This window comes from Streptomyces sp. CG4 (genome assembly GCF_041080655.1).
Classification (GTDB): Bacteria; Actinomycetota; Actinomycetes; order Streptomycetales; family Streptomycetaceae; genus Streptomyces.
The window spans coordinates 6,738,805-6,754,691 of sequence record NZ_CP163525.1 but is presented as its reverse complement, the minus strand read 5'-3'; the positions used below and the strand labels follow the sequence as shown (position 1 = coordinate 6,754,691).

General features: G+C 71.6%; 16 protein-coding genes. 8 read left to right on the top strand and 8 right to left on the bottom strand.

The window, feature by feature from the left end; genetic code table 11:
• The first annotated feature begins 154 nt into the window (after nucleotides 1-154).
• Nucleotides 155-787 (top strand): response regulator transcription factor, encoded by a 633-nt coding sequence (locus tag AB5L52_RS30865; RefSeq protein WP_351020990.1) that lies wholly within the window; start codon nucleotides 155-157, stop codon nucleotides 785-787.
• A 10-nt stretch (nucleotides 788-797) separates the two neighbouring features.
• Here AB5L52_RS30865 and AB5L52_RS30860 read toward each other — a convergent pair whose 3' ends face one another.
• The 4 genes from AB5L52_RS30860 to AB5L52_RS30845 all read right to left on the bottom strand — a co-directional run bounded on the left by AB5L52_RS30860 (nucleotide 798) and on the right by AB5L52_RS30845 (nucleotide 4,998).
• Entirely contained in the window at nucleotides 798-1,547 is a 750-nt protein-coding gene (locus tag AB5L52_RS30860) for a hypothetical protein (protein ID WP_351020838.1), read from the bottom strand.
• 35 nt (nucleotides 1,548-1,582) lie between these two features.
• Complete coding sequence (locus tag AB5L52_RS30855; RefSeq protein WP_351566039.1) at nucleotides 1,583-2,122, bottom strand: SigE family RNA polymerase sigma factor; 540 nt, start codon at nucleotides 2,120-2,122, stop codon at nucleotides 1,583-1,585.
• Between the two features lie 52 nt (nucleotides 2,123-2,174).
• Nucleotides 2,175-3,698: an MFS transporter gene (locus AB5L52_RS30850; protein WP_351020834.1), complete on the bottom strand. Its 1,524-nt coding sequence runs from the start codon at nucleotides 3,696-3,698 to the stop codon at nucleotides 2,175-2,177.
• Between the two features lie 100 nt (nucleotides 3,699-3,798).
• Nucleotides 3,799-4,998, bottom strand: a complete 1,200-nt coding sequence (locus tag AB5L52_RS30845; protein ID WP_369367267.1) for a lipid-transfer protein — start codon at nucleotides 4,996-4,998, stop codon at nucleotides 3,799-3,801.
• 163 nt (nucleotides 4,999-5,161) lie between these two features.
• Here AB5L52_RS30845 and AB5L52_RS30840 point away from each other — a divergent pair, with 163 nt between their 5' ends.
• The 5 genes from AB5L52_RS30840 to AB5L52_RS30820 all read left to right on the top strand — a co-directional run bounded on the left by AB5L52_RS30840 (nucleotide 5,162) and on the right by AB5L52_RS30820 (nucleotide 10,716).
• On the top strand, nucleotides 5,162-6,913 hold the full coding sequence (locus AB5L52_RS30840; RefSeq protein ID WP_351020831.1) for an MFS transporter: 1,752 nt from the start codon (nucleotides 5,162-5,164) through the stop codon (nucleotides 6,911-6,913).
• 154 nt (nucleotides 6,914-7,067) lie between these two features.
• Nucleotides 7,068-7,721, top strand: a complete 654-nt coding sequence (locus AB5L52_RS30835) for a class I SAM-dependent methyltransferase (protein WP_351020829.1) — start codon at nucleotides 7,068-7,070, stop codon at nucleotides 7,719-7,721.
• Between the two features lie 22 nt (nucleotides 7,722-7,743).
• Nucleotides 7,744-8,673: an N-acetylmuramoyl-L-alanine amidase gene (locus tag AB5L52_RS30830; protein WP_351020827.1), complete on the top strand. Its 930-nt coding sequence runs from the start codon at nucleotides 7,744-7,746 to the stop codon at nucleotides 8,671-8,673.
• Between the two features lie 83 nt (nucleotides 8,674-8,756).
• The gene (locus tag AB5L52_RS30825; protein ID WP_369367266.1) at nucleotides 8,757-9,599 is read left to right on the top strand and encodes a hypothetical protein; all 843 of its coding nucleotides are present in this window, start codon (nucleotides 8,757-8,759) and stop codon (nucleotides 9,597-9,599) included.
• Nucleotides 9,600-9,705: 106 nt separating this feature from the next.
• The gene (locus AB5L52_RS30820; protein ID WP_369367265.1) at nucleotides 9,706-10,716 is read left to right on the top strand and encodes an LLM class F420-dependent oxidoreductase; all 1,011 of its coding nucleotides are present in this window, start codon (nucleotides 9,706-9,708) and stop codon (nucleotides 10,714-10,716) included.
• On the opposite strand, the gene AB5L52_RS30815 is transcribed toward AB5L52_RS30820, so the two are convergent.
• Nucleotides 10,713-11,285, bottom strand: coding sequence for a hypothetical protein (locus AB5L52_RS30815; protein WP_369367264.1), 573 nt, complete (start codon nucleotides 11,283-11,285; stop codon nucleotides 10,713-10,715). The genes AB5L52_RS30820 and AB5L52_RS30815 overlap by 4 nt on opposite strands.
• A 131-nt stretch (nucleotides 11,286-11,416) precedes the next feature.
• Here AB5L52_RS30815 and AB5L52_RS30810 point away from each other — a divergent pair, with 131 nt between their 5' ends.
• Nucleotides 11,417-11,713 (top strand): hypothetical protein, encoded by a 297-nt coding sequence (locus tag AB5L52_RS30810; RefSeq protein WP_351020819.1) that lies wholly within the window; start codon nucleotides 11,417-11,419, stop codon nucleotides 11,711-11,713.
• A gap of 10 nt (nucleotides 11,714-11,723) precedes the next feature.
• Here the strand turns inward: AB5L52_RS30810 and AB5L52_RS30805 are convergent, their stop codons facing one another.
• From AB5L52_RS30805 to AB5L52_RS30795, 3 genes are read right to left on the bottom strand one after another with little or no spacing between them, the layout of a single operon-like run.
• Nucleotides 11,724-12,794 (bottom strand): prenyltransferase, encoded by a 1,071-nt coding sequence (locus AB5L52_RS30805; RefSeq protein WP_351020817.1) that lies wholly within the window; start codon nucleotides 12,792-12,794, stop codon nucleotides 11,724-11,726.
• Nucleotides 12,791-13,549 carry a class I SAM-dependent methyltransferase gene (locus tag AB5L52_RS30800; protein ID WP_369367263.1) on the bottom strand — a complete coding sequence of 253 codons (759 nt, stop codon included), beginning with the start codon at nucleotides 13,547-13,549 and terminating at the stop codon, nucleotides 12,791-12,793. Before AB5L52_RS30800 ends, AB5L52_RS30805 begins: the two co-directional genes overlap by 4 nt.
• Nucleotides 13,543-14,964, bottom strand: coding sequence for a glycosyltransferase family 4 protein (locus AB5L52_RS30795; RefSeq protein ID WP_369367262.1), 1,422 nt, complete (start codon nucleotides 14,962-14,964; stop codon nucleotides 13,543-13,545). The genes AB5L52_RS30800 and AB5L52_RS30795 overlap by 7 nt, the downstream gene beginning before the upstream one ends.
• A 220-nt stretch (nucleotides 14,965-15,184) precedes the next feature.
• On the opposite strand from AB5L52_RS30795, the gene AB5L52_RS30790 reads away from it, so the two are divergent.
• Nucleotides 15,185-15,832, top strand: a complete 648-nt coding sequence (locus AB5L52_RS30790; protein ID WP_351020811.1) for a TetR family transcriptional regulator — start codon at nucleotides 15,185-15,187, stop codon at nucleotides 15,830-15,832.
• The last annotated feature ends 55 nt before the right edge of the window (nucleotides 15,833-15,887 follow it).

The following is a 15,887-nucleotide window of genomic DNA, read 5'->3' as shown; positions in this document are numbered from 1 at the left end:
CGAATCAGGCGGATTCTTTGCTGGCGACCGGTGAAAGCAGGGCAACTACCGGAAGAAACCCGGCTCTTCAGACACCAGTCAGACGATGACCGCAAAACCCTCGGCACGACCGGGCCGATCGGCCCGATGGCCGTAACCTGAGCCCATGAACGAGATGCCCCGGGACCATCGGCCCGCCAAGTGCATTCGGGTGCTGCTCGCCGAGGACCAGGGCATGATGCGCGGGGCGCTCGCGCTGCTGCTCGGCATGGAGGACGACATCGAGGTCGTCGCCCAGCTCTCCCGGGGTGACGCGATCGTCGAGGCGGCGCTGCTGCACCGGCCGGACGTGGCCCTGCTGGACATCGAACTGCCCGGCATCAGTGGGCTTGACGCGGCGGCCGAGCTGCGGGAGCAGGCACCCGACTGCCGGGTGCTGATCCTCACCACTTTCGGCCGGCCCGGCTATCTACGCCGGGCCATGGAGGCCGGGGCGGCCGGGTTCCTCGTCAAGGACGGGCCCGTGGAAGAACTGGCCGCGGCGATCCGGCGCGTGCTCACCGGGGAGACCGTCGTCGACCCGGCGCTGGCCGCCGCCGCGCTCAGCGCCGGCCCGAACCCGCTGACGGCCCGTGAGTGCGATGTGCTGAAGGCGTCCGTGGACGGGGCGACGGTGGCCGACATCGCGGGCCGGCTGCATCTGTCCGAGTCCACCGTCCGCAACTACCTCTCCTCGGCGATCGGCAAGACCGGCACCCGGAATCGCGCGGAGGCGGTACGGGAGGCCCGTCAGCAGGGGTGGCTGTGAGTCACGTGCGCTACTGGATCACCTCCGCGTTCAGATAGCTCGTCTCTTCCGGGGCCGTGCACGCGAACCAGTTCACCGGGGAGCCAGCCACCGGCACGGGCAGGGCCACGGTGCTGGTGCCGTTCTTCCAGCCGCACTTGACCTGCCGGGCGGTGGTGGCGACCGAGCCCACCACGAGCCGCTCGGGGCCGTCGGTGTTCCCCTTGGCCAGGGGTACGGCCCCCGACATCAGCTCCGTGCCGGAGAGGGGCTCCCACTTCTCGTCCGTGCCGAAGATGAGCGTTCTGGGGTGGTTGTCGCCGTAGTACAGGTTCGAGTAGTGCGAGGTCTTGCCGATCAGGTTCCGGCCGTCGGGGAGCAGGGCCGACTCAAGGCCGTACTTCCTCATCGCGGCCAGCTGCCCCGCCGCTTCCGCCCTGTCCCGTGGCGCCCCCCACACGGTCACGACCACGCGCCAGCTCGTGCCGCGGTCCGTGCCGTGTGCGACTTCCGTGACCCGCGGCACGTACACATGCCGGGCCTCGGGTGTGGTCGGCCGGGTCGCCACGGTCGTATGCCCGTCGGTGCGGCCGGGCAGCCCGGTCACCGCCAGCGTCGCTCCCGTCGACCCCGCCAGCACCAGGGCGGTGGCCGTCGCCACCGCCCAGCGGCGGGCTCTGCGACGGCGGCCGCCGCGGACGACCGCCTCCACGGGGGGTATACCGATCTCGACCTCGTCCGCGGCATCCGCGAGCAGGAGGGCGATGTCCGTCTGTGTCATCTCGGTCCTCTCATGGGTCTCCCGGTCCGCGCTCATCACTTCCGCCCTCCGTGCGTCACCGTCTCGGCGAGTGCCGGTATGGCCCTGAGCTTCGCGATCCCCTTGGCCGCGTTGCTCTTCACCGTGCCGACCGAGCAGCCCATCGCCTCCGCCGCCTGGGTCTCCGTCAGGTCCTCCCAGTAGCGCAGGACCACCGCCTCCCGCTGCCGCACGGGCAGTTGGGCGAGCGCCGTGAGCAGCGCGCTGCGGTCGTCGGCCTGCGCGATCCGGTCGCCCGTGTCGGCCACCTCGTGCACCAGGCCCGAGTCGTCCCTCGGAGCCAGAAACTCCTTGAGCCTTCTTCTGTGCTTGCGCGCATGCAGGTTGATCATCACGCGCCGTACGTACGCCTCCGGATCGTCGGCCGAGCCGACCTTGCGCCAGGACACATACACCCGCTCCAGCGTCGACTGGACCAGGTCCTCGGCGGCGTGCTGCTCCCCCGTGAGGAGAAATGCCGTACGCATCAGCCGCGGCCAGCGGCCGACCATGAAGCTCTGGAACTCCTCGCTCCGAGCCTGCTTCCCGTCCCCCATGGGCACCTCCCTTGATGTCAGAAGGAGTCCATGAGCCGCCCGGACCGTTGCCTCATCCGCGAGAAGTCGCGGAATCCCTTCCCGCGCCCTGTCCCTCGTCCTGTCCCGCGGGACGCGCTGTGGCCCGCGCCGCGGCCGTCGCCGGATTCTGCCGCGGCAGCCACAGCACCATCAGCACCGCCCCGCCCAGCAGCACCGCCGTACTGGCCCGGAAGGCCAGCGCGTAGCCGTCCGTCAGGGCCTCGGGGCCGTGGCCGGGGCCCGTCCCGGCCGCCGCGACGGTCGACATCACCGCGAGGCCGAGCGAACCGCCCATCGTGCGCGAGGTGTTGACCAGCCCCGACACCACACCGGCCTCGCCCGGCGCCGCCCCCGACGTGGCCAGGGCGGCGAGCGGGGTCGCGGCCAGACCCGCCCCGAGCATCATGAGGATCCCCGGGATCATGATCGCGGTGACGTACGCCTCGTGCGCGCTCATCGTCGACTGCCAGCCGAAGCCGGCCGCGGCCACCAGCGTGCCCAGCGTCGCCACGGTCCGCGCACCCCCCGTCCGCATCAGGCGCGGCGCTACCTTGGAGCCGACGACCACCGACAGCGAGCTGGGCACCAGGGCGAGACCGGCCTGAAGCGGCGAGTAGCCGAGGACGTTCTGGGCGTAGAGCGTCATGAAGTACCACATGCAGAACATGGCCGAGCCGGAGAGGAACATCGCCGCGTTCGCCGACGCCACCGAGCGCAGCCGAAGCAGCCCGAGCGGCATCAGCGGGGCCGCCGTACGCGCCTCGACCAGCAGGAACAGAGCGATCAGCAGCAGCCCGGCGAGCAGTGGCAGCAGCGTGGCCGGGGCCGTCCAGCCTTCCGCCTCCGTCTGCGAGATGCCGTAGGCGAGGGTCGCGAGGCCCGCCGTGACCAGCAGCGCGCCCGGCAGGTCCAGCCGTCGCCCGTCGCCGGCCCGGCTCTCGCTGAGCCAGACCACCGAGCCGGCCAGCACCAGCGCGCCCACCGGCACGTTGATCAGCAGCACCCAGCGCCAGTCCAGCACGTCCACGAGGACTCCGCCGACCAGTCCGCCCGCGGCTCCGCCACCGGCGCCGACCGCGGTCCAGGTCGCTATCGCCCGCGCCCGCGCCGCCCCCTCCGGTACCGCGGACGTCAGCAGGGTCAGCGTCGAGGGGGCCAGCACCGCCGCGCCGAGCCCCTGCACGGCCCGCGCCAGCAGCAGCTGCCAGCCCTCCTGGGCGAGGCCGCCGCCCAGCGAGGCCAGCGTGAACAGGCCGAGGCCGACCAGGAACATCCGCTTGCGCCCGTACAGGTCGCCGGCCCGGCCGCCGAGCAGCATGAACCCGGCGAAGGCGATGGCGTAGGCGTTCACCACCCACTGCAGACCGGACGGGGTCAGGCCGAGGCCGGTCCGCATGGACGGCAGGGCGACGTTCACCACCGACACATCGAGGACGACCAGGAACTGCCCGGCGCAGGCGAGCGCCACGACCAGCCAGGTGGGCGCCTTCGTCCGGCGGGACAGGAGGCGGGACAGGAGAGGTGTGGTGTCGGCGGCTTCGAGCATGGATGTCATGCTCTCAACCCGGCTACGGCCCTTGCATCGGCATTTCGGACCAGGGTTCACGACCGCTGGTACTAGGCCCTGCGGCCTGGACCGCACCAGGCCGTGCCGGTCACACCGCGCGCAGCAGCGTCACCACCGCGGCCCCGCCCAGCCCGATGTTGTGGGCGAGCCCCACCCGCGCGTCGGGCACCTGCCGCTGCCCCGCCGTGCCCCGCAGCTGCCACACCAGCTCGGCCGTCTGCGCCAGGCCGGTCGCGCCCAGCGGATGCCCCTTGGAGATCAGCCCGCCCGACGGGTTCACCACCCAGCGGCCGCCGTACGTCGTCGCGCCCGACTCGACCAGCTTCCCGGACTCCCCCACCGCGCACATGCCGAGCGCCTCGTACGTCAGCAGCTCGTTGACGGAGAAGCAGTCGTGCAGCTCGATCACGTCGACGTCCTCGATGCCGAGCCCGGCGCGTTCGTACGCCTGCCGGGCCGCCTCCCGGGACATGGGCTGTCCCACGACGTCGATGCAGGAGCCGGACGCGAAGGACTCCTCGGTGTCCGTGGTCATGGCCTGCCCGGCGATCTCGACGAGCCCGGTGAGCCCGCGCTGCGCGGCGAACCGTTCCGACACCACGACCACCGCCGCCGCGCCGTCGGAGGTCGGCGAGCACTGGAGCCTGGTCAGCGGCCGGTGCACCAGCGGCGCGGCGAGGATGTCGGCGACCTCGTGGACCTCCCGGAACTGCGCGTACGGGTTGTGCGCGGAGTGCCGGTGGTTCTTGGCGGCGACCGCGGCGAGCTGGGCCTCGGTCGTGCCGTACCGCTCCATGTGCTCGCGGGCCGCGTCGCCGAAGATCTGCGCGGTGGGCGGGGTCGCCTCGAAGCCGTGCCGGGCCGCCATGATCCCGTAGTGCCGGGCGACGGGAGAGGTCGCGCTCCAGTCATCAGCGGCTCCGCCGCGGGCTCCCCCGCCCAGCGCGCCCTTCTTCATCTTCTCGAAGCCCAGCGCCAGCACGCAGTCGGCGGCTCCTCCTTCGACGAGCTGCCGGGCGAGCATGAGCGCGGTCGAGCCGGTCGCGCAGTTGTTGTTGACGTTGTAGACGGGGATGCCGGTGAGGCCGATTTCGTAGGCGGCGCGCTGGCCGGCGGTCGAGGGCTGGAAGCAGTAGCCAACGGGAACCTGTTCCACGTCGGTATAGGCAACGCCGGCATCCTCCAGCGCCGCCGCCCCCGCCTCCCGCACCATGTCCCAGTACTGCCATGAACGGGTCTCGGGCTTCTCGAACTTGGTCATCCCGACCCCGGCGACATAGGCCTTCATGGCGCGCAGACTAGAACGCGTTTCATGAACTCACCAGCCCCTGACGGCAGATCAGAAACCCATGAGCCGGTCAAGGATTCATTAGAGGCCCGAAGCAACGGAATAGTTGCCTGTGCATACGAGGTTTACCGAGCACTTATCTCGACGGGGAGGCCTCGACTCAATGACCCACACGACGACCGACCAGCCCGGCCGGAAAGCCGGCGGCGCCGTGGTCCCGGTGCTCGCCTTCGCGGGCATCACCGTCGCGGTGATGCAGACGCTGCTCGTGCCGGTCATCAAGGACCTGCCGCAGCTGCTGAGCACCGCGCCCAGCAACGCCACCTGGGTACTGACCTCGACCCTGCTGTCCGGCGCCGTGGCCACCCCGATCATGGGCCGCCTCGGTGACCTGTACGGCAAGCGCAAGATGCTGATCGTCAGCCTCGCCGTCATGGTGGTCGGCGCCCTGGTCAGCGCGCTCACCAGCCAGCTGCTCACCATGATCGTCGGCCGTACGCTGCAGGGCTTCGCCATGGGCGCGATCCCGCTCGGCATCGGCCTGATGCGCGACATGCTGCCGCGCGAGAAGCTCGGCTCGGCCATGGCCCTGATGAGCTCCTCCATCGGCGTGGGCGGCGGCCTCGCGCTGCCCGCCGCCGCCCTGGTCGCGCAGCACACGAACTGGCACGCCCTCTTCTACGGCGCCGCCGGCCTCGGCGCGCTCGCCATCGCCCTGACCCTCCTCGTCGTGCCCGAGTCCCCGATGCGGGCGGAGGGCTCCTTCGACCTGCTCGGCGCGATCGGCCTGTCCGGCGGTCTGGTGCTGCTTCTGCTGCCGATCACCAAGGGCAGCGACTGGGGCTGGTCCTCGGGTACGACACTCGGCCTGTTCGGCGGGTCCGTCGTCGTACTCGTCGTGTGGGGCCTGTTCGAGCTGCGAGTCAAAGCGCCCCTGGTCGACCTGCGCACCACCGCGCGCCCGGCCGTCCTCTTCACCAACCTCGCGTCGATCATGGTCGGCGTCGCGTTCTACGTCGTCTCGCTCGTCCTGCCCCAGCTGCTCCAGCTGCCGAAGGCCACCGGCTACGGCCTCGGCCAGTCCATGGTCGTCGCCGGTCTGTGCGTGGCTCCGCTGGGCCTGACGATGATGTTCACGGCACCGGTGTACGCCCGGCTGTCCGCCAAGTACGGCCCGAAGGTCACCCTCATCCTCGGCCTGCTGATCATCGCGCTCGGCTACGGCGGCGGCCTCGGCCTGATGGACGCGGCCTGGCAGACCATCGTCACGTCCGTCGTCCTCGGCGCGGGCATCGGCCTCGCGTACTCGTCCCTGCCGGCGCTGATCGTGGGTGCCGTTCCCGCCTCGGAGACCGGTGCGGCCAACGGGCTGAACACGCTGATGCGTTCCATCGGTACGTCGGTGTCGAGCGCCGTCATCGGGATGGTGCTGGCCAACACCGCGAAGAACGTGGGGGGCCTCGCGATCCCCACGATGCATGGCTTCCGGGTGTCCTTCCTGATCGCCACGGCCGCGGTCGCCGTGGGCCTGCTGCTGGCGCTGTTCCTGCCGAAGGCCGGCCGCCCGGCTCAGCACGGTCAGCACACGCAGCTGCGGGCGAGCAGTGAGGAGGATGCCGCGCTGGAGCGGGCGGAAGAGGTGCTGCGCGGGTTCCGGGGGCGGATTCTGGGTGCCGACGGTGTTCCCGTCGCCCGGGCCAAGGTCACGCTGATCGACCGGCGGGGGCGGCAGGCGGGGGCGACGCTCTCCGAGACGGACGGCACCTATGCCCTCGCGGTGCCGGGCTCGGGTGCGTATGTGCTGGCCGCCAAGGCTCCCGGGCACGGCCCGCTTGCCTCTGCTGCCACGCATTCCGGTGAGGAGCGGGCTGTCGAGCTGGATCTTTCGTTGCCCGGGGAGGTTGTGAGCGCCTGAGAGCCCGGGGCGTTGCGTCCTCTGGCGGCTTGCCCGCCCTCGTGGTTTGTCGCGCAGTTCCCCGCGCCCCTTCTTGCCGCACCCCCTGTCACATCGGTGGCCGGGGGTGCGGCAGCATGGGGCGTCGGACAGACGTACGACCGAGAGGTACTCCATGCTCGTCCCCGCACCCAAGCCCGAGATCCTGGCCGCGTTCGAGGGGGCCAAGGGGTTCATGCCCGTCGACGAGGGCCTGGCGTTGTACGGGGCCGCGCTGGAGGCCGGGCGGCTGGGGTTGCCGTTGCTGGAGGTCGGGACGTACTGCGGGCGGTCCACCGTGCTGCTCGCCGATGCCGCCCGGGCCGCCGGGGTCAGCGTGCTGACCGTCGACCATCACCGGGGCAGTGAGGAGCAGCAGCCCGGGTGGGACTACCACGATCCGGAGACCGTGGACCCCGAGATCGGGCTGATGGACACGCTGCCCGCCTTCCGGCGCACGCTGTTCAAGGCGGGTCTTGAGGAGCATGTCGTCGCGCTCGTGGGGCGCTCCCCGCAGATCGCGGCGATCTGGAACTCCCCGCTCGGCTTCGTCTTCGTCGACGGCGGCCACACCGACGAGCACGCCGGCGCCGACTACGAGGGCTGGGCGCCCCACGTGGCCGAGGGGGGCCTCCTCGTCATCCACGACGTCTTCCCGGAGCCCGCGGACGAGTTCACCGGGCAGGCGCCGTACCGCGTGTACCTGCGGGCCGTCGGGTCGGGGGCGTTCACGGAGGTCTCGGCGACCGGCTCACTGCGTGTCCTGCGGCGAACGGGGGCGGGGATCTGAGGGCCCGGTTAGAGTCGCAGACGTGTCGTACGTAGGCCCGGAGTTCGAACCCGCACAGCCCCGCCGCCCCCGGCGGGGGCCGCTGACCGTGGCGCTCGCCGCGCTGGTGCCCGGCGCGCTGCTCGGCTGGATGGTGTACGAGGCGGTGGGCGGCGGTACCGGGGGCGGCTCGCACCGCGCGGCCGGCGCCACCCCGGCGTCCAGCGCCGCCTCCACGCCCTCCTCCGCCGCCTCCCCCACGGACGACGGCAAGCCGCCCTCGGGAGCGTCCGGGTCGCTGAAGGGGAAGGTCGTCGTCATCGACCCGGGGCACAACCCGGGCAACTTCCAGCACACGGCCGAGATCAATCGCAAGGTCGATATCGGGACGAATGAGAAGGAGTGCGACACCACCGGGACGTCCACGAACGACGGTTACACCGAGGCCCGGTTCTCCCTCGATGTCGCCCACCGGCTGCGTGCGCTGCTGGAGCAGCAGGGCGCCGAGGTGCGGCTGACCCATGACGACGACCAGCCGGCCTGGGGGCCGTGCGTGGACCAGCGGGCCCGGATCGGCAACGACGCGCACGCCGACGCGGCGATCTCCCTCCACGCCGACGGCTCCGCGGCCGGCAACCGCGGCTTCCACGTCATCCTGCCCGGGACCGTGCACGCCGGGGCCGCCGACACCCGCAAGATCGTGGGCCCTTCGCACGACCTCGGTACGCGCATCGCGGGCACCTTCCTGCGCGCCACCGGTGAGCCGCCCTCCAACTACCTCGGCGAAGGTACCGGCCTCGTTACACGTACGGACCTGGGCGGTCTCAATCTGTCAACAGTTCCCAAGGTGTTCATCGAGTGCGGCAACATGCGCGATAGCAAGGACGCGGCACTGCTGAGCAGCGGCGCCTGGCGGCAGAAGGCCGCGCAGGGGATCTCTGAGGGAATCGTGAGTTTCCTGCGCGAGTCGTGACCGCCGGGTGGAACCGGCCGGACAGCCGGATCTTGCGGACGGTAGTGTCTACCGACGACGAGACGACTTACGAAGGACCCGAAGTGAATATCCGCTCCCTCACTCGAGGCGACGGCGCAGTGATCGTGGCAGCGGTGGTGCTGTTGATCGCGTCGTTCCTCAGCCTCTACTCGATCGACGGAGTCAGCAGCTCGGAAATCCCCAACGCCTGGAGCAGCGGGCCGGTCATGCTGAGCGTCATCCTGGCGGGCATCATCGGGGCCGCGCTGATCGTCGTCGCTCGCGGGCTCCCGCAGGTGCCCAAGGTCGCCGGCCTCGATCTCGGCCAGTTCGGTGTCGCGTTCACCGTCTTCGCCGCTTGGGGCGCGCTCGGGAACATCTTCGACCCGGCGGGCGCCTTCGACAACATCGGCAACAACTCGAGCAGCGGCTTCAACGCCGGCGGCGGCCTGATCCTCGCGCTCGTGGCCACCCTGGTCATGGCTGCGGCCGCCATCGCCACGCCCCTCGTTCCCGCCCTCCAGGCCGCTCTCCTCCCGGCCCCCAAGCCCGCCGCCCCGCAGCCCTACGGCGCGCAGCCGCCCGGTGGTTACGGGTACCCGGGTGCCCCGGGCCCGCAGCCGGGGCAGCCGTACGGTGCGCAGCCGCAGCCGGGGCAGCCGTTCGGGCAGCAGCCGGCCCCGCAGGGTGCCGCTCCGGCGGCAGCGCAGCCGGCTCCGGCCGCGGCGGACTTCTCGCCGTTCTGGTTCGCCGTGCCGGTGACCCGTCCGCTGTTCCCGGAGGACGGCTCACAGACCCCGATCGCCGAACTGGCGCCGGGCACCTGGTACCTGGCCGTCGAGCAGCGCGGTGCCCAGCTCGTCGCGCAGACCCAGGACGGCCGCCGCGGCGTGCTCCAGGACACGTCCGGGATCCAGCGCGGCTGAGTCCCGCACAGCGCCGCACACGGCCCCTCGCCCTTCCGGGCGGGGGGCCGTTGTCGTACAGTCGGCTCCCGGCTGGAGAACTGACGGACCGTCAGGAGGCAGGCGCATGCGGCTCGGTCTGGCACTCGGCTACTGGGGGCGCGGTCCCGACGCCGGTCATGTGCCGCTCGCGCAGGAAGCGGAGCGGCTCGGCTACCACTCGGTGTGGACCGCCGAGTCCTGGGGCTCGGACGCCTTCACCCCGCTGACCTGGATCGCGGCGCAGACGTCGACGATCAGGCTGGGCACGGCCGTTGCCCAGATGGCCGCCCGCTCGCCGACCGCCACCGCGATGCACGCGCTCACCCTGGACCATCTCTCGGGCGGGCGGATGCTGCTTGGCCTCGGGCTGTCCGGACCGCAGGTGGTGGAGGGCTGGTACGGCCGCCCGTTCCCGAAGTCGCCGCTGACCGCGACCCGGGAGTACGTGGACGTCGTACGGCAGGTGCTGCGGCGCGAGGCGCCGGTGGCCTGCGAGGGGCGGTTCCATCCGGTGCCGTACCGGGGCGCGGACGGCACGGGGCTCGGCAGGCCGCTGAAGCCGATCACGCATCCGCTGCGGGCCGATCTGCCCGTGCTGCTCGGCGCCGAGGGGCCGAAGAACGTGGCGCAGACCGCCCGCATCGCCGACGGCTGGCTGCCGCTGTACTGGGCGCCGAGCCGGCCCGAGGTGTACGGGGACGTGGTGCGCACGCTGCCCGAGGGGTTCCTGGTGGCTCCGATGGCCCGGGTGCAGGTCTGCGACGACATCGCCGAGGGACTGCTGCCGGTCAAGGCCATGCTCGGCTTCTACATCGGCGGGATGGGACACGCGGCCCGCAACTTCCACGCCGACCTCATGGCGCGCATGGGGTACGAGACCGGGGCCCGGCGCATCCAGGAACTGTTCCTCGCCGGGCGGCGGGAGGAGGCCGTGCTGGCCGTGCCGGACGCCTTCGCCGACGAGATCTCACTGGTCGGCCCCCGCGAACGCATCGCCGAGCGGCTTGAGTTGTGGCGCGCGGGTCCGGTGACGGACCTGCTGGCCCTGTCCCCGGACCCGCACACCCTCAGGGTGCTGGCGGAGCTGAACTCCTAGCTGCCCTTGGCGAGTTGGGACGCGGAGGGCACCTGGTCCTTGACCGGGGCGCCGGCACCCGCGCCCGCGTCCTTGACCTTGCCGATGATGTCGTTGAAGGAGTTGGCCGCGCTGTCGTCGCCCGTGCGGAGCTTGGCCGGCAGGTCCTTCAGGGCGTCGATGCCCGCGGTGAGCGGCGCGAGCGCCTTGGACAGCGCCGGGTCGCCCTGGGCGTTGCGCTGGGCCGCCTTGAGGCGGTTGTAGGTGAAGGCACCGGCGAGACCGGCCTTCACCAGGGCGCTCTTGCGGCCCTTGGCGCCCTTCTTGAACGTGCCGGCCTTCCAGGGCTTCACGATCCACTGGTAGGTCGCGCCGGCCGCGAGGCCCGCGTTCGTCACGAAGCGGGTCTTGGCGAACTTCTGCCGTTCGGCGGACGTGGTCGGGCTGGGTGTGTCGGCGGCGGGGACGGCCCGGACCGCCGCGGTGTCCTTCGTACTGGTGTTCTCGCTGCTCCCGCAGGCGGTGGCACCGGCCAGCAGGGCAGTACAGAGCGTGAGCGCCACGAAGAGGCGCCGTATGGCTACGGGCACGGGGTCCTCCGGACGTGTCCTCCCCGAGCGGTTCTGTTTCCTCCGGCAGGCTCACCCGGGGCGGCCGAGTCCGCCACTCGGGGGCGACGCCGTTCAGGTTTCAACGTCCGTTTCACGGCAATCCGGCAGGTATGAGCCCTCGCTATCTCTCCTACGGTGCGAATCCGGCCGGGAGGGTCATCGCAGCCGTCGCCGACGTCATGGCGCTGATCATCGGCCTGTGGATCCTGCTGTTCCTGCTGGACGCGAACCGCTCCAACGGCGCGGTCCGGTTCGTCCACGACGCGGCGACCTGGTTGGCGGGCTGGGCCCAGGGCATCTTCACGTTCGACCAGGAGTGGGCCCGGGTGGTCGCCGATTACGGGCTGGCGGCGGTCGTCTACCTGTTCGTGGGTCACGCCATCGCCAACCGGATGCACCGGTACTGAAGGCCGTGGGTCAGTCGCAGCAGTCCGGGTCCAGGCCCCCGGGCAGCTGGTCGCCTCCGAAGACCGCGCACGTCGCCTCGTGGCCGCCCAGGGCCGCTACCGCGAGGAGGAGGGAGCCGGCCGTCCAGGTGGTGAGTTCCCGGGGCCAGATCGCGTCGTCCTCGAAGACGTAGCCCGTCCAGTACAGGCCGCTGTCCGGGTCGCGCAGGTGCTGGATGGACTGGAGGATGTCCAGGGCCCGGTCGGACTCGCCGACCGCCCACAGGGCCAGGGCGAGTTCGCTGGACTCGCCGCCGGTGACCCAGGGGTTCGGGATCACGCAGCGCACGCCGACGCCGGGCACGACGAACCGGTCCCAGGACTCCTCGATGCGGGCCTTGGCCTCCGCGCCGGTCAGCGCGCCGCCGAGGACCGGGTAGTACCAGTCCATCGAGTAGCGGTCCTTGTCCAGGAAGCGCTCCCGGTGCCGGCGGATCGCGTGGCGCAGCGCCCCCGCGGCCAACTCCCAGTCCGGCTGCGGCTCTTCGCGCTGCTCGGCGATGGCGAGCGCACAGCGCAGCGCGTGGTGGATCGAGGAGCTGCCGGTGAGCAGGGCGTCCGCGGTGGGCGTGCCGTCGTCGTCGCGGCGCCAGCCGATCTGGCCGCCGGGCTGCTGGAGCCCGAGCACCCATTCCATGGCCGCGTAGACGGTCGGCCACATACGGTCCAGAAAGGTGTCGTCGCCGGTGGACAGGTAGTGGTGCCACACGCCCACGGCTATGTAGGCGACGAAGTTGGACTCGCGGGCGCGGTCGGTGACGTCGTCGTGGGCGCCGTCGGCGTAGGCGGCGTACCAGGAGCCGTCCGCGTTCTGGTGCCGGGCGAGCCAGGTGTACGCCCGCTCGGCGGCCGCGTGCTCGCCGGCCGCGTCCAGGGCCATCGCGGCCTCGGTGTGGTCCCACGGGTCCAGGTGGTGCCCGCGGAACCACGGGATCGCACCGTCCTCCCGCTGCACGGCGAGGATGCCGTGGACGGTCGCGGCAGCCTGCTCGGCGGTGAGGACCCCGGGCAGCACGAGGTGTTCTGTCCGGGGGGTGGTCACTTGGCGGCCGCCCCGGAGGTCTCGGTCTCCGCGAGCCGTGGGAGGTGCGGCTTGGTCGCGTACACCACGAAGCTCTTGCCGATCAGCGGGTTCAGCGCCTGCTCGGCGACCCGGGTGGCGAGCGGCTTCTTCATGATGTCCCAGACCAGCAGCTTGTGGTACGCCCGCACCGGCAGCGCCTTGTCGTTGTCGACGCCGAACGCGCACTTCAGCCACCAGTACGGCGAGTGCAGCGCGTGCGCGTGATGGCTGCCGTACGGCTTCAGGCCCGCCTCGCGGACCTTCGCCACGAGCTCGTCGGCCTTGTAGATGCGGATGTGACCGCCCTCGACCTCGTGGTAGGCGTCGGACAGCGACCAGCAGACCTTCTCGGGGCCGTAGCGCGGCACGGTGATCGCGATACGCCCGCCGGGCTTGAGCACCCGCACCATCTCCGCCAGGACGCCCTTGTCGTCGGGGATGTGCTCCATCACCTCGGAGATGATGACGACGTCGAAGGACTCGTCCGGGAAGGGCAGGGCCAGTGCGTCGCCCTCCATGGCGGTGGCGGTGGCGCCCTCCGGTGCCTCCCCGGCCTCCTTCATCGCCGCGAACCACTTGGCGACCTCGCGGATCTCCTCGCCGTTCTGGTCCAGGGCCACGACCTGGGCGCCGCGCCGGTAGCACTCGAAGGCGTGCCGGCCGGCCCCGCAGCCGAGGTCCAGGACTCGGTCGCCGGGGGCGAGCGGGAACCGGGAGAAGTCGACGGTCAGCACGTGGCCCTGCTTTCGGAAGAGACGCCTGCAACACTTGCTGGGGCCGCGGAGCGGCCGGGTATCCGAGGCGCGGTGGGAGTCGCGGAGCGGGCCTCGCGGGGGCCCGCCGAACGGCTCTCGCGGGCGATGGCCGCACGGTAGTGGGCCACGGTGCCCTCGGCTGCGCGGGCCCAGGTGAAGCGCCGTAGCACCCGCTCCCGGCCCGCCGTGCCGAGCCGTCTGCGCAGCTCGCGGTCCCCGAGCAGCCGGCCGAGCCCGGCGGCCAGCGCGCCCGCGTCGCCGGGCGGTACGGCCAGGCAGGTCTCGCCGTCACGGCCGGCGACCTCGGGGATGGCGCCGCCGGTCGTGGCGAGCAGCGGGGTGCCGGTGGCCATGGCCTCGGCGGCGGGCAGCGAGAAGCCCTCGTACAGCGAGGGCACGCAGGCGACCTCGGCCGAGCGGATCAGGTCGACCAGCTCGGCGTCGGAGATGCCCTTGACGAACTCGACGGCGCCGTGGAGGCCGTAGCGCTCGACGGCCGCCGCGACCGGTCCCTCCTCGGGGCGCTTGCCGACGACGACGAGATGGGCGGCCGGGTGCTCGGTGCGCACCTTGGCCAGTGCCTCCACCAGGAACACCAGTCCCTTCAGCGGCACATCGGCGCTGGAGGTGGTGACGATCCGGCCGGGCACCTCGGGCACGGCCGGATTCGGCGCGAACAGATCGGTGTCGGCGCCGATGTGGACCACATGGACGCGGTCGTCGTGGACGCCGAGATGGTCCACGATCTCCTGCCGGGAGCTGCCGGAGACGGTGAGGACCGAGGGCAGCCGGCGCGCGACACGCTTCTGCATCCGAGTGAAGGCGTACCAGCGGCGCACCGAATAGCGGCGCTGCCAGCCCTCGGCCGCGTCCAGCTCCAACTGCCGGTCGACAGTGATGGGGTGGTGGATGGTGGTCACGAGCGGGGCACCGATGTCCCCCAACAGGCCATATCCCAGGGTCTGGTTGTCGTGCACGACGTCGAACCGGCCGCGCCGGGCGCGCAGCTGCCGGCGGGCGCGGAGCGAGAACGTCAGGGGCTCGGGGAAGCCACCGGTCCACATCGTCGCTACTTCGAGAGCGTCGATCCAGTCCCGGTACTCGCCCCGCCCGGGGGTGCGGAAGGGATCGGGCTGGCGGTAGAGGTCGAGGCTGGGCAGCTCGGTGAGGGTGAGCCCGGGGTAGCCCTCGTCGAGGACGGGGTACGGCTGCGAGCCGATGACCTCGACCCGGTGCCCGAGCCGGGCCAGCTCACGCGACAGATGCCGGACATAGACGCCCTGGCCGCCGCAGAACGGGTTCCCTTTATAGGTGAGGAGCGCGATGTCGAGCGGTCGCTCGCCGTCGGCGGCGGGGTCCTCCTGGGCACCCGCCTCCCGGGCCTCAGCGGTCACTCCGTGCCCCCTTCTGCCTGCACTGTCCCGCGAGACTACGACGGGACGCTAATCTAGAACAAGTTTCAGACTTGATCGTTCAAGAGGCTCTGAATCTACCGGCAGGTAGGGGCGCTGTGAGCAGTGGATCAGGTGATTCGCGCCACGACGCGCCGTCCTGTCATGCTGTCTGATCACGTGCCCCACAGACGCCTTCACCGACTGTCACGGAACGGGACCCATGCCTGCGGAATCCAAGGTGGAAGCCAGAACGTCCCGGCCCTCGCCGTCTGCCTCGTCTCCGCTCACCGAGCGCCAGGAGGCTCGCCGCCGCCGGATCCTGCACGCGAGCGCCCAGCTGGCCAGCCGGGGCGGTTTCGACGCCGTACAGATGCGCGAGGTGGCGGAGTCCTCCCAGGTGGCCCTGGGCACCCTGTACCGCTACTTCCCCTCCAAGATCCACCTGCTGGTGGCGACGATGCTGGACCAGCTGGAGCACATGCACGGCACGCTGCGCAAGAAGCCCCCGGCGGGCGAGACGGCGGCCGAGCGGGTGGCGGAGACCCTGATGCGAGCGTTCCGCGCGTTGCAGCGCGAACCCCATCTGGCCGACGCGATGGTCCGCGCCCTGACCTTCGCCGACCGCAGCGTCTCGCCGGAGGTCGACCAGGTCTCCCGCCAGACGACCCTGATCATCCTGGACGCGATGGGCCTGGAGCACCCGACCCCCGAGCAGCTCTCGGCGGTCCGCGTCATCGAGCACACCTGGCACTCGGCCCTGATCACCTGGCTCTCCGGCCGCGCCTCCATCGCCCAGGTGAAGATCGACATCGAGACGGTGTGCCGGTTGATCGATCTGACGGAGCCGGGCGACACCCGATCGGCCTGACGGACCGGCACGCACGTCCGATCACCTCCGCTCACCGCCGCCACCCGCCCCTCCG

Bases quoted from the DNA above. Each gene is read 5' to 3' on its own strand.
- AB5L52_RS30790 (WP_351020811.1), top strand. From the start codon at position 15,185: ATGCCTGCGGAATCCAAGGTGGAAGCCAGAACGTCCCGGCCCTCGCCG.
- AB5L52_RS30845 (WP_369367267.1), bottom strand. From the start codon at position 4,998: ATGAAGGCCTATGTCGCCGGGGTCGGGATGACCAAGTTCGAGAAGCCC.
- AB5L52_RS30865 (WP_351020990.1), top strand. From the start codon at position 155: ATGCCCCGGGACCATCGGCCCGCCAAGTGCATTCGGGTGCTGCTCGCC.
- AB5L52_RS30810 (WP_351020819.1), top strand. From the start codon at position 11,417: ATGAGCCCTCGCTATCTCTCCTACGGTGCGAATCCGGCCGGGAGGGTC.
- AB5L52_RS30855 (WP_351566039.1), bottom strand. From the start codon at position 2,122: ATGGGGGACGGGAAGCAGGCTCGGAGCGAGGAGTTCCAGAGCTTCATG.
- AB5L52_RS30835 (WP_351020829.1), top strand. From the start codon at position 7,068: ATGCTCGTCCCCGCACCCAAGCCCGAGATCCTGGCCGCGTTCGAGGGG.
- AB5L52_RS30840 (WP_351020831.1), top strand. From the start codon at position 5,162: ATGACCCACACGACGACCGACCAGCCCGGCCGGAAAGCCGGCGGCGCC.
- AB5L52_RS30820 (WP_369367265.1), top strand. From the start codon at position 9,706: ATGCGGCTCGGTCTGGCACTCGGCTACTGGGGGCGCGGTCCCGACGCC.
- AB5L52_RS30860 (WP_351020838.1), bottom strand. From the start codon at position 1,547: ATGACACAGACGGACATCGCCCTCCTGCTCGCGGATGCCGCGGACGAG.
- AB5L52_RS30850 (WP_351020834.1), bottom strand. From the start codon at position 3,698: ATGACATCCATGCTCGAAGCCGCCGACACCACACCTCTCCTGTCCCGC.